The 13,178-nt window shown below is 67.8% G+C and carries 8 protein-coding genes; 5 read left to right on the top strand and 3 right to left on the bottom strand.

Annotated features, from left to right (window positions below; translation table 11 throughout):
- The first annotated feature begins 14 nt into the window (after positions 1–14).
- Both IE191_RS07800 and IE191_RS07795 read left to right on the top strand, forming a co-directional pair.
- Positions 15–1,415, top strand: coding sequence for a glycoside hydrolase family 125 protein (locus tag IE191_RS07800; RefSeq protein ID WP_229815203.1), 1,401 nt, complete (start codon positions 15–17; stop codon positions 1,413–1,415).
- Between the two features lie 33 nt (positions 1,416–1,448).
- The gene (locus IE191_RS07795; RefSeq protein WP_191323820.1) at positions 1,449–3,392 is read left to right on the top strand and encodes an alpha-L-fucosidase; all 1,944 of its coding nucleotides are present in this window, start codon (positions 1,449–1,451) and stop codon (positions 3,390–3,392) included.
- Here IE191_RS07795 and IE191_RS07790 read toward each other — a convergent pair.
- The 3 genes from IE191_RS07790 to acs form a co-directional block, all read right to left on the bottom strand.
- Positions 3,370–4,944 carry a carboxylesterase/lipase family protein gene (locus IE191_RS07790; RefSeq protein ID WP_191323819.1) on the bottom strand — a complete coding sequence of 525 codons (1,575 nt, stop codon included), beginning with the start codon at positions 4,942–4,944 and terminating at the stop codon, positions 3,370–3,372. The two genes, IE191_RS07795 and IE191_RS07790, sit on opposite strands and share 23 nt — an antisense overlap.
- 90 nt (positions 4,945–5,034) lie before the next feature.
- Positions 5,035–6,186, bottom strand: a complete 1,152-nt coding sequence (locus tag IE191_RS07785; RefSeq protein WP_191323818.1) for a carbohydrate porin — start codon at positions 6,184–6,186, stop codon at positions 5,035–5,037.
- 549 nt (positions 6,187–6,735) lie between these two features.
- Complete coding sequence (gene acs / locus IE191_RS07780; protein WP_191323817.1) at positions 6,736–8,685, bottom strand: acetate--CoA ligase; 1,950 nt, start codon at positions 8,683–8,685, stop codon at positions 6,736–6,738.
- Between the two features lie 449 nt (positions 8,686–9,134).
- Between acs and IE191_RS07775 the strand changes: the two genes are divergently transcribed.
- The 3 genes from IE191_RS07775 to IE191_RS07765 are packed head-to-tail and all read left to right on the top strand — an operon-like array spanning position 9,135 to position 13,038.
- A complete protein-coding gene (locus IE191_RS07775) occupies positions 9,135–11,072 on the top strand; it encodes a CocE/NonD family hydrolase (protein WP_191323816.1) in 1,938 nt (645 codons plus the stop codon).
- A complete protein-coding gene (locus IE191_RS07770) occupies positions 11,072–11,716 on the top strand; it encodes a DUF3237 family protein (RefSeq protein WP_191323815.1) in 645 nt (214 codons plus the stop codon). Before IE191_RS07775 ends, IE191_RS07770 begins: the two co-directional genes overlap by 1 nt.
- 47 nt (positions 11,717–11,763) lie before the next feature.
- Entirely contained in the window at positions 11,764–13,038 is a 1,275-nt protein-coding gene (locus IE191_RS07765) for a Xaa-Pro dipeptidase (protein ID WP_191323814.1), read from the top strand.
- The last annotated feature ends 140 nt before the right edge of the window (positions 13,039–13,178 follow it).

Raw genomic sequence — 13,178 nt, 5'->3', positions numbered from 1 at the left:
TTGCCGCGCAACCCCTGCCGGCGCCCACTCCCGCTGCACAGGCCCCGGCCACGCCCGGCGCGCCGACCGCCTTTGCCGCGCGCCCGCCCAAGGCGCAGCGCCGCTTCACCAGCCCGGCGGTGGAGGCAGAGATCGCCCGCGTTTCGGCGATGATCGCCGATCCCAAGCTGCGCGCGATGTTTGCCGCATGCTATCCCAACACGCTCGATACCACGGTGGAACTGGGCCTGGCCAATGGCCGAGTCGATGCCTTCGTCATCACCGGCGACATTCCCTGCATGTGGCTGCGCGACAGCAGCGCCCAGTTGCTGTCCTATGTGCACCTGGTGCGCAAGGACGCGCATCTCGCCACGCTGTTTCGCGGCGCCATTGCCCGCCAGGCGCGTTCGGTGCTGCTCGATCCCTATGCCAACGCCTTCATGCGCGATGCCACGGCCAAGACCAACCTGCCGTGGGCGCTGGAAGACCAGACCGAAATGAAGACCGGCGTGGCCGAGCGCAAGTGGGAGGTCGACTCGCTGTGCTGGACCATGCGCTTGGCTTATCGCTATTGGCAGGCGAGCGGGGATGCCGCCCCGTTCGACGGCATCTGGGTTTCGGCGCAGCAGGCGATCGTCCGCACCTTTCGCGAACAGCAGCGCAAGGACGGGCGCGGCCCCTACAGCTTCCGCCGCAGCAGTGACCGCCCGACCGAGACGCTCGGCCTCGATGGCTATGGCGCGCCGACGCGGCCGGTCGGGCTGATCCACAGCGGCTTCCGCCCGTCCGACGATGCCTGCATCTACCCCTTCCTGATCCCGGCCAACCACTTTGCCGTCACCACCCTGCGCGAAATGGCGCTGGTGGCCGAAGGCGCGGCGGGTAATGCCGCCCTTGCGGCAGAGGCGCGCGCACTGGCCGATGAAGTGGCCGTCGCGTTGCTCAAATGGGGCACGATGCGCCTGCCCGATGGGCGCCAGGTCTGGGCTTATGAAGTCGATGGCTTTGGCAACGCGGTGTTCATGGACGATGCCAACGTGCCCTCGCTGCTGGGCCTGGCCTATACCGGCTGCGTTGCGGCCGACGATCCGCTGTGGCTGGCCACGGCCGATGCCTGCTGGTCGGATGCCAATCCCTATTTCTTCAAGGGCACCGCGATCGAGGGGATCGGTGGGCCGCACGTGGGGCTGGGCCAGGTCTGGCCGATGAGCCTGATCGTGCGCGCCCTGTCGTCCAGCGATCCGGTGGTCATCGCCACGCTGCTGCGCCATCTGCGCGATACCGACGCGGGCACCGGGTTCATGCACGAAGCGGTGGATTGCAACAATCCGGCCCAGTTCACCCGCAGTTGGTTCGCCTGGGCCAACGGCCTGTTCGGCGAGATGATCGTGGGGCTGGCCGACCGCCTGCCTGCTGTCCTCGCCAACCCGCTCTGATCGCCTTCTTCGCGCTTTTCCCAAGGATTGCCCATGGACTTGTCCCGCCGCCGCTTCCTGTCGCGTTCGGCTGCCGCCGGCGCGGCCGCTCCTTTGCTGGGTGGTGCGCCCGCGTTCGCCGCCGGTGCTGCCGCCGGTGGGCCCAAGCCCTGGGGGGCAACGCCGTCGCCGCGCCAGTGGCGCTGGCACCAGCGCGGCATGTATGCCTTCGTCCACTTCTCGATGAACACGTTCACCGGCAAGGAATGGGGCTTTGGCGATGAAAAGCCCGCATGGTTCAACCCCACCGATTTCAGCGCGGACCAGATCGTGCTGGCGGCCAAGTCTGCCGGGATGACCGGGGTGATCCTCACTGCCAAGCACCATGACGGGTTCTGCCTGTGGCAGACGCAGCTTACCGAACATTCGATCCGCAACAGCCCCTACAAGGGCGGCAAGGGCGATATCGTGGCCGAAATGGCCGAGGCCGCGCGCCGCCATGGCCTGTCCTATGGCCTCTATCTCTCGCCGTGGGACCGCAACCACGCCGACTATGGCCGCCCCGCCTATATCGACTATTACCGCGCGCAACTGACCGAGCTGTGCACCCGCTATGGCAAGCTGTTCGAAGTGTGGTTCGATGGCGCCAATGGCGGTGATGGCTATTACGGCGGCGCGCGCGAGACGCGGCACATCGATGCCCCGCGCTATTACAACTGGCCCTCGATCATTGCCCTGGTCCACCAGATGCAGCCCGATGCCTGCACGTTCGATCCGCTGGGTGCGGATATCCGCTGGGTCGGCAACGAGGATGGCGTGGCCGGCGATCCGTGCTGGCCGACCATGCCCAACAAACCCTACGAGCAGGACGTGGGCAATGCCGGCCTGCGCGGCGGAGAGCTGTGGTGGCCGGCCGAAACCGATGTGTCGATCCGGCCCGGCTGGTTCTATCACCCCGATGAAGACACCAAGGTGAAAAGCCCCGAGCGGCTGGTGCGGCTCTATGACGAATCCGTGGGGCGCGGCACCAATCTCAATCTCAACCTGCCGCCAGACCAGCGCGGGCGCCTGGCCGATCACGATGTCGCGGTGCTCAAATCGTTCGGTGACGCGATGCGCGCCACCTTTGCCCGCGATCTGGCCAAGGGCGCGGTGGCCCATGCCAGCGCGGTGCGCGGGCCGCGCTTTGCCCCGGCGGCCGTGCTCGACGGCAACGCGGAAACCTATTGGTCCACGCCCGATGGCGTCACCACGCCCACACTGACGCTCGATCTGGCGCCGGGCACGCGGTTCGACCTGATCCGCCTCGCTGAATACCTGCCGCTGGGGGTGCGCGTCACCCGCTTTGCCGTGGAGGCGGAAGTGGGGGGCACCTGGCAGCGGCTGGCCGAAAAGGACTGCATCGGGGCGCAGCGCGTGGTGCGCCTGCCCGCGCCGATCGCCGCGCGGCGCGTGCGCCTGGTGATCCTCGATGCCCCGGCCTGCCCGGCGATCCGCGAGTTCGCGCTGTTCCGCAGCGTGGCCCCGGTGCCGGTGGCCGCCCCGGCGGAACGCACCAGCGACGTGCTCAATACGCTGGGCTGGCGCGTGGTGGAAGCCAGCGCGCCGGGCGGGGAAGCGCTGCTCGATGGCGATGTCGGCACGCTGTGGACGCAGGGCCTGCCCACCACCGCGCATCCGGCGGCGGTCACGCTCGACATGGGCCGCGCTGTCACGCTGGGCGGCTTCAGCCTTACCCCGCCGCGCCATCTGGCCGCCGATGCCACGCCGCCGCGCGGCTATCGCGCCCAGACCAGCCTCGATGGGCAGACCTGGCAGGACCAGGGCAGCGGCGAGTTTTCCAACATCGCCTATGCCTTGGCCACGCAGCGCATCGGCTTTGCCGCGCCGGTCCAGGCCCGTTATCTGCGCCTGACCTTTGCCGAGCCGGCGCTGGCCGGGCGCACGGTGCTGGCGATTGCCGGGGTGGGCGGGTTCAGCGGCGCCTTGCCGCGATAGGTCGCTCTGGCGGGGTGTCCTGCCAGATCAGCCGTTCCACCGCGTCGGGATCATTTTCCACCACGCTGACGCGGTCGAACACCATCGTGGCGCGGGCCTGGCTGTTGAAGCGCGGCCAGGCCGGCATGCCCGCCGATCCGGGTGCGCCGCCCTTGACGAAGCTGACGATGGCCATGTGCCAAGCTTCGGCGATCGGCTGGTCGGCGGCGGAAAGGCCGAACATCTGCGCCATCGACGGCAGCGTGACATGGTCGAACGTCAGCGGCAGGTCCAGCACGTGGGGGCTGTGCCCCTTGTAGGGGCCGCCCGGCGCGGGCCAGGCCAGGCGATAGCGCCACACCGGCGCGCCATGCCCGGCCTGCGCCTCGGCCAGTTGCAAGGTCGGCATGCCATATTCTTCCGCCGTCAGCAGGCGCCAGTGGCGCTGCGCGTCGGTCCATTCGGGAAAGGCGCGGGCATAGGCGCGGTTGAGCGCGGCCATGCGGGTCATCGGCTCGTTCGAGACGCTTTGCGACCATAGCGGGCGCGCTGCCTGCGCTTCGTTCAGGAACAGGCGGCTTTCGTTGGCGTTCGATCCGGCCAGCAATGGCACGCGCGGCGCCTTGCCCTGTGCGATCCGCGCCAGCGGCACTTGCGGCAGGAACGCGCCATCCACCGTGGGCCGGAACGGCAGGTTGCGCGGCCAGCCGCGCCGCGCCAGCACTTGCGCCTCGACCAGCGCGGGGAAGGGCGCCACCAGCAGCCGCTCCGCGCCGCCCAGCCGCGTCACCACGGCGCTGGCGAACATCGCCGCCTCTTCGGGCGTGTGCACCGTGTGCGCCCCGCCGCTGAACACCATGGCGCGGGCATAGAGCCCGTCGGCCGCCGGCGTGCCCATCAGCGCGCAGACATTGCGCGCGCCCGAGGATTCGCCCGCCAGCGTCACCGCGCGGGGATCACCGCCGAACGCGGCGATGTTGTCCTTCACCCAGCGCAGCCCCAGCACCAGATCGCGCAGGCCGTTGTTGCCACTGCCGGCATAGCCACGGCCCAGCACATGGCCCAGCTCCAGGAAACCCAGCGCGCCCAGGCGATAGTTCAGCGTCACGCAGATCACGCCATGGGCGGCAAAGCGATTGCCGGCGATCACCTCCCATCCGCTCCAGCCGGTTTCGTTGCTGCCGCCGTGGACGAATACCAGCACCGGATAGCGCGCGCCGCGTGGTGCTGCCGCCGGCGCCCAGACATTGAGCTGGAGGCAATCCTCGGCCTGGATCGCGGACAGCGGGTCCATGCCCGGCGGCTGCGGCGCGGCGCGCGCCGGGCGTGTCGCGTCCCACTCCCCGGTCCAGGGTCGCGCCGGGGCGGGGGCGGCAAAGCGCGCGGCCGTGCCATAGGGGATGCCGGTAAACACCCGCACGCCTTCGGCCATGCGCCCGCGCACCACGCCGGCGCGCGTTTTCACGCGCAACCCGTCCGTGGCCGCCCAGGCGCTGTCCGGCCGTGCCAGTTGCGGCAGCGCCAGCGTGGCGGCCAGCCCGCCCAGCGCGCGGCGCCGCGTGATGTCGGCCATCCGTCCCTCGATCCTTTGTCCGTTCCCGTCCAGGCTCTTACCCGAAAGGATCGGAAACGTTCCAGCCCGCGCGGCGGGTTGGCATGCGTTTTATCGGGACCAGGTCAGCTTGAAGCGCATGCCCCAGACCAGCGCCGAACGCAGTGCCGGATCCCAGCCGGGATGGATCACATATTGCAGTTCCGGTTGCAGGGTCAGCCAACCGGTCACCGGCCGGGCGGCGGTGAGTTCAAACGCGGTTTCGTGGGCGCTGGCCAGGCCATCGGCGCGCAGCGTGGCGCGGGCGCGGCCACCGAGGCGGGCATGGGCCATGGCCACCCCCAGTTGCCAGGCGCCGGCCTCGCGCACCAGGCCGGTGCCCAGGTAGCAACTGATCGGGTTGCTGCGCGCGTCGGCCAGCCCCAGCCTTACCCAGCCGTGCCAGTGCGGTGCCAGCGGCCCTTCCAGCAGGGCATAGGCACCATGGGACCGCGCGTTCCGCGTATCGTCGTCCACGCGCGGCATCGCGCGGGTATAGCGCCACACGCCCAGTTGCAGTTCCCCTTGGCCCAGCGGCACTTCCACTTCGCCGATCAACAGGGCGCCGGTGGTTCCCGGCAGGCGAAACGCAGGCAGGCGATCGTTGTTGACACTGCCGGCCTGCGCGTCGAACGCGCCCAGCCGCACGGTCAACTTGCCCGCCGTGCTGGCGGTGACCAGCGCGCCGCTCGCCGCCATGGGAAAGATGCCGGGGCCGTTCGGGCCGCTCTGCGCCAGTTCCGCGCCGGTGCCGTGGCTGGCGTGGACGAACAGCGCGCCCACGCTCTGCACGTCGAATTCGGTGTTCACGTCGATCAGGCCGATCTTGGTGGCGATGGCCAGCGGGGCGGCATTGTCGCTCGCCTGCCAGCGCACCCAGGCTTCGTAGAGATGGTGGCGGCTCGGTGCCTGGATGCTGCTGATCCCTTGCGCATCGCCTGCCCACGAATCGGAAAAGACCGGCCCGTGTACCGCGATCATGTCGACATGGGCGGTCAGGCGCGAGACGCCCAGCGCCGCACCGTTGAGGTCTACCCAGGCATCGGCCCGCGCCGCCAGCCCGCCGCCGCGCGCTACCCCGCCATCGGCCACATGCAGCGCGTCGGCAACATAGCTGGCGCCCAAGCCCAGCAGCCGGGGCGGCGGCGGCGCCTCTTGCGCCTGGACGGCCAGAGGCGCTGCCAGCGCCAGAGACGCAGCTGCCTGGCAGGACCAGCGGCGCACAGACCGCGCAAGGAACGGGGAAGAACACATGCCGGGCACTGTGCGGCATGGGCAGCCAAGCTTGGATGGACGGCCGGCTGCGGACAATTGCGCATCGCGCCATTGCGGAACCCGGCCTTAAGCTGCCGTTGACCGGCAAGACCTTGCCGGAACAACGCCATGCGCTGCCGCAAGCAGCGCGCTTGCGTGAGCCTGAAGTGTTGCAAGACTGCACCAGATCTTGTCAAAGAATAGGTATGCACTTTAGGGCTGGCGCGTCTCGCTTGAGCCGCTATGATGATCCGGCATAAGACAGGATAAGCCCGGCGCGGCGGTGGGAGAGGACGCCGTTAAATTCCCTGCGCCGGGCGAACCTGTCCCGCGGCCCTTCGAGCCGCTTTTCCCCACAATTCAGCTATTTACCGCAGGCGCGGGTTCCGTGCGTCCGCAGCCGGAAACGGCGCGCGACTCGTTGGCTTGCGGTGCCTCTTCACGTCTTTGTATCGCCCGTCGGCAATGCCGTGCCCCGCGCGCAAAGCAGCGCGGGGCCGGGCTTCCAGGCGGTGCGACTCAGGCTGTCGCGAGCACCGGGCGATTGGCGATGAGGTTGTCCACCACCGACGGATCAGCAAGCGTGGAGGTATCCCCCAGCGAGCCTAGGTCGTTTTCGGCGATCTTGCGCAGGATGCGGCGCATGATCTTGCCCGAGCGGGTCTTGGGCAGGCCGGGGGCGAACTGGATCACGTCGGGCGTGGCGATCGGGCCGATCTCGTGCCGCACCCAGGCCACCAGCTCGCGGCGCAGCGCCTCGTCCGGCTCCACTTCGGCATTGCACGTGACATAGGCATAGATGCCCTGGCCCTTGATCGCATGCGGCATCCCCACCACGGCGGCTTCGGCCACCTTGGCATGGGCCACCAGTGCGCTTTCGATCTCGGCCGTGCCCATGCGGTGGCCCGAAACGTTGATCACGTCGTCGATGCGGCCGGTGATCCAGTAATAGCCATCCTCGTCGCGGCGGCAGCCATCGCCAGTGAAGTACCAGCCCTTGAACGTGGTGAAATAGGTCTGGAAAAAGCGCTCGTGATCGCCCCAGACGGTGCGCATCTGGCCCGGCCAGCTATCGCCGATCACCAGGCAGCCGTCGGTTGCGCCGTCCAGCACCAGGCCATCGTTGTCGAGCAGGGCGGGCTGCACGCCGAACATCGGCTTGCTGGCCGATCCGGGCTTGAGCGCGGTGGCGCCGGGCAGGGGGGTGATCATCGCCCCGCCGGTTTCGGTCTGCCACCAGGTGTCGACGATCGGGCAGCGGCCTTCGCCCACCACCTTGTGATACCATTCCCAGGCTTCCGGGTTGATCGGTTCGCCCACGCTGCCCAGCAGGCGCAAGGACTTGCGGCTGGTCTTGTGTACCCAGTCGTCGCCTTCGCGCATCAGTGCACGCAGCGCGGTGGGGGCGCCATAGAAGATTTCCACGCCGAACTTGTCCACCACCTGCCAGAACCGGCTGGGATCGGGGAAATTGGGCACGCCTTCGAACATCACCGTGGTCGCGCCATTGGCCAGCGGGCCATAGACGACATAGGAATGCCCGGTGACCCAGCCGATATCGGCCGCGCACCAATAGATCTGGCCGGGGCGATAATCGAACACGTACTGGTGCGTCATGGATGCCCAGACGGAATAGCCGCCGGTGGTGTGCAGCACGCCCTTGGGCTTGCCGGTGGAGCCGGAGGTATAGAGAATGAACAGCGGGTCTTCCGCGTTCATTTCGGCCGGGGCGCACTCCGCGCTCTGCGCAGCCACCGCTTCGGCCCAGCGCAAGTCGCGCCCGTCCTGCATCGCCACGTCGGCACCGGTGCGCGCCAGCACCACCACGGTAGCGACCGCAGGGCAGTGGGTCAGCGCCTCGTCCACGTTCTTTTTCAGCGGCACGCGCTTGCCGCCGCGCAGGCCTTCATCGGCAGTCAGCACCACGCGGCTGTCGCAATCCTGGATGCGCCCGGCCAGGGCGTCGGGCGAAAAGCCGGCGAAGACGATCGAGTGGATCGCGCCGATCCGCGCGCAGGCGAGCATCGCCACGGCCGCCTCGGGCACCATCGGCAGGTAGATCGTCACGCGGTCGCCGCGCTGCACCCCGCGCGCCAGCAGCAGGTTGGCCAGGCGGCAGACATCGGCGTGGAGTTCGCGATAGGTGATCGCGCGCGAGGGGTCTTGCGGGCTGTCCGGCTCCCACAGGATCGCCACGGTATCGCCACGCTCGGCCAGGTGGCGATCGAGGCAGTTGGCCGACAGGTTCAGCGTGCCATCCTCGAACCAGCGGATGCCGAAGTCTTCCTCGTGGAAGCTGGTGTTCTTCACCTTGGTGAACGGCTTGATCCAGTCGATCCGCTGCGCTTCCTCCGCCCAGAAGGCATCGGGCTCTTCCACCGAGCGGCGGTGCATGTCGAGGTAACGCGCCTCGTCGATCAGGGCGGTCTCGGCCCAGTCGGCGGGAACGGGATAGATGGCTTCGGCCATACGGGAACCCTCTCGATATCGTTGTCGCGCCCAGCGCGACCGTCATGATGTGCTCGCTTACGCTAGCCGTTCGGGCGCCTCTAGGCCAGTTGGATATAAGTCTACCATGGCCCCGCGGGCGAGAGGACGACCGCCCCCTGTGCGCAGACGCTCCGTGCCAGGTGTCGCAGCGCCGAAACACCCCGGCGCCTCGTTGTTGTCGGCGGCGCCACGGCAAAAACGCGGCGCGCATCTCCCAAATGGAAGGTGCGCGGCCTCCCCCTCTCGTGCACAAAATGCACCGGTCGCGTGACCGGATGACAAGTCAATGAATTAAAACGATATTACTGATCATGCGTGGCATTGGGCGGTGGGGGCGTGTTGACAGAATGCTATCGGCCATCACAGTTCTTATCTGGGATCGCAGCGTCGGCCGGGCTGCCTTCCGTTGCATTGCAGATGAGGTTGCCATGATTCCCCGCTTCGCCCGGCGTGCTGGCCGCGCCACCCTGGCCGCCGGTGCGGCTTTGCTGCTCAGCCAGCCAGCCGCTGTCCTCGCCCAGGCGCAAGTGCCTGTCGGCACCGGCACCTCGCCCGATGAACTCGCGCCGCCGGTCAAGCACCAGGCCCTGTTCTTTGCCCGCCGCATTACCGGCTACCTGCCCACCCGCGATGGCACGCTGCTGCGCTTTTCGGCGCTGCTGCCCAAGGGCAGGGGGCCGTTCCCGGTCATCGTCAACTACAGCGGTTATGACCCGGGCTCGATCGGCGGCGCGGCCTACATGAACGACAACACCGCGATGTCGGTCAATCTCGATCGCTCGCTGGTCCAGGCCGGCTATGCCGTGGTTGGTGTCAACGCGCGCGGCACGGCCTGCTCGGAAGGGCAATTCGAATTCCTCTCGATGCTCTATGGCCAGGATGGCCGCGATGCGATCGAATGGATCGCCACCCAGCCCTGGGCCAATGGCTCGGTCGGCATGGCCAACTGGTCGTGGGCGGGCATGTCGCAGATTTCGACCGCCGCCGAACAGCCCCCGCATCTCAAGGCCATCGCGCCGGGCATGGTGCTGGGCGATGCCCGGCTGGATAGCTGGTTCATTGGTGGCATTCCCGCGCCCGGCTTCGTCGATGGCTGGTGGGGCTATCTCCATTCGCGCTGGGATGCCGCAAGGCAGAGCGCGCAGGCCGAAGGCGACAAGCGCTGCCTGGCGCAGATCGACCAGAACCTGCAAACCGCCGAAAAGAACCGCGTTCCCTCAATCCTGATCCGCCACCCGGTGCGCGACGACTATATCGAGATCCGCAACATCGCTGCCCGCACCCACAAGATCCAGGTGCCGGTGTTCTCGATGGAGGCGTTCCAGGACGAGGCGGTGATCGCGCGCGAAGGCTATTACCAGGAAACGCTCGATCCGGCCAAGCTGTGGTTCCTGCAAACCAACGGCGCGCACGATGTCTATGTCTCCACCCGCTTCCGCAAGCAGCTGATTTCGTTCTTCGATCGCTTTGTCAAAGGCAAGGCCAACGGGTTCGAGACCACAACGCCCCATGTTCAGGTGTGGACCGAAGCGGCGCTGACCGGCCCCGCGCAGGGCATTTTCGAGAACCTCACGCCCGGCGTCACGCTCAAGAGCGACACTTTCCCGCTCAAGGTCGCGCCGCGCGCCTTTGCGCTCGATGCCGGGGGCAAGCTGGTGGCCGATGCGCCCGCCGGCGCGGGCAGCGATGCCTATGACTATCCGCTGCGCGGCCCGGCGGTGGAGCATGAATTCACCCGCGATAGCTGGGAACCGCTCAAGCCCGGTTGGGAAAAGGCCACACTGGCCTATACCACCCCGGCGCTCTCGGCCGATTTCATCGGCTATGGTTCGGGTTCGGTCGACCTGTGGATGGTGGCCAGCGGCGCGGATGCCGATGTGCAGGTCACGCTCACCGAAGTGCGGCCCGACGGGCAGGAAGAATATGTCCAGCGCGGCTGGCTGCGCCTGTCGGATCGCTTGCAGGATCCGGCCAAGTCCACGCCGCTGCGCCCCTGGCCGCTCGACAAGCCCGAAACCATGGAAGCCATGGTGCCCGGCAAGCCTGCGCTGGCGCGGATCGAGATCCAGAAGTTTGCCCATGTGTTCCGCAAGGGTTCGCGCATCCGCCTGTGGATCGACACGCCCAGCCAGTTTGGCGGCAACCTGTTTGCCCCGCAATCGGTGCCCACCCGGCTGGACGTGCTGCACGATGCCGCACATCCTTCGCGCCTGGTGCTGGGCGAAGCGCCTGCCAGCGCCGTGGTGGGTGGCATTCCCGTCGCTCGCCCCGCCTGTGGCAGCGTGGTGCATCAGCCTTGCCGGCCCGATCCGCTGGCCGCTGGCATCACGCCCCTCGGCCTGCCTGTTTCCGAAGGAGCCAACTGATGACGCTTTCCCGCCGCAATGCCCTGGGCGCGATCGGCGCCGGCCTGCCGCTGGCCGCTGTTGCCACGCGGGCGCTGGCCGCCCCCGTGGTACCGCCCGCGCCGCCACCGATGCCCACGGGTGCCGCCGTGCACGAACCGTCCGCGCCGCCGCTGCCGCCCGAAGGCGCCCCGCCGATCTACGACAAGGTCGGCCTGGAATGGGTGATGGATATCCTGCCGTTCTGCTCGCAGCCCGAATACATGGGTAGCGCGCAGGACCAGGTCGCGTCGGACGGCTATCGCAACGATGTCTGGCCGATCATCGGCGGCGTGTTCCACGGTCGCGGGATCAGGGGCACGGTCATTCCCGGTGGCGGCGATTTCCCGGTGGTCCGCCCCGATGGCGTTGTCGTGGTCGATGCGCTCTACCGCCTCAAGACCGACGACGGGCAGCAGATCATCATCCACAACAAGGGGCTGGGCTATACCGAGGAGAAGTATCGCCTGCTGCCGACGTTCGAAGTGCCGGGCAGCAAATATGCCTGGCTGCGCGAATCCGTGTTCGTCGCCACGCTCACCTTTCCGATCCCGCCCACGATCAAGGCGCCCGATTACGGCCCCAAGGCCAATGGCCGCCTGATCCAGGTTTTCCGCATGACCTGATCGGAAAGCCTCTCCCGCTGCGATGCCAGACGCGCTAGGCAAGGGGCATGCTCACCCGCACGCTTCTGCTCGCCGCGCTTTGCGCCAGTGCCACACCCGCCCTGGCCGACACGATCTACGTGCGTGCCGGTCGGCTGATCGATCCCGAAGCGGGCAAAGTGCTCGACCATCGCCTGATCCGCGTGGAAAACGGCCGCGTCGTGGCCGTCACCGCCGATGCACCTGTGCCCGCCGATGCCCAGGTGATCGACTGGAGCGGCTATACCGTGCTGCCCGGCCTGATCGACATGCACGTGCACCTGGCCGATGTGGACCAGTCCGAAAACGTGGCAGAGCCGCTGCTCCATTCGGCCATGGAAATCGCCTATATCGGCGCGCGCAATGCCCGCACCACGTTGATGGCCGGGTTCACCACGGTGCACAATGTCGGCAATTTCCGCGCCTATGCCGATGTCGAACTGCGCAATGCGATTGCCCGGGGCGATGTGATCGGCCCGCGTATCAGCGCCGTGGGCGCCTATGTCACGATCCCCGGCGGTGGCGGCGAAGTGACCGGCTTTGCTCCCGATGTGGAAGTGCCGGCCGACATGCGCGCCGGGGTGGTGGCCGATGCGGCCGACACCACGCGCAAGGTCAACGCGCTGTTCCAGCATGGCGCGGATTCGATCAAGCTGATCGCCACGGGCGCGGTGCTGGCGCAGGGCACCGAACCGGGCCAGCAGGAACTGAGCGAGGACGAGATGCGCGCGGCGGTCGAAGTGGCCAAGGCGCGCGGATCGTGGGTCACGGCCCATGCCCATGGCGCCCAGGGCATCAAGGCGGCGATGCGCGCCGGGGTCAAGGCGATCGAGCATGCCAGCCTGATCGACGATGAAGGCATCGCCATGGCCAAGGCCAAAGGCGTGTGGCTCGACATGGATATCTATGATGGCGACTATATCGCCGACTATGGCCGTGCCCACCACTGGCCCGCCGACATGCTGCGCAAGAACGACGAGACCACCCAGGCCCAGCGCGACGGCTTTGCCAAGGCGGTGAAGGCCGGGGTGAAGCTCTCGTTCGGCACCGATGCCGGGGTCTATCCCCACGGCCTCAATGCCCGCCAGTTCAAGTACATGGTCCGCTACGGGATGACGCCGATGCAGGCGATCCAGGCCGCCACCACGGTTTCGGCCGACCTGCTCGGCTGGAGCAAGGACGTCGGCGCGCTCTCGCCCGGCCACTATGCCGACATGATCGCCGTGCGCGGCGATCCGCTGGCCGACATCAGCGTGCTGGAGCATGTCGAGCATGTGATCAAGGGTGGTGATCTGGTGAAGTGAGGTGCTGGGCCTCCACCACCCCCCGACCCCCTCCTCTGAAGAGGAGGGGGAGCTAAGGCACTGATGGAAAAGCCCCCTCCTCTTCAGAGCAGGGCTATCGCATATGACGGAGTACGGAGAGCAGGAATGCGTCGTTCCAG

This window comes from Novosphingobium pokkalii, from assembly GCF_014652855.1.
GTDB classification, from domain to species: Bacteria; Pseudomonadota; Alphaproteobacteria; order Sphingomonadales; family Sphingomonadaceae; genus Novosphingobium; species Novosphingobium pokkalii.
This window is presented reverse-complemented; position numbering and strand designations above follow the sequence as displayed.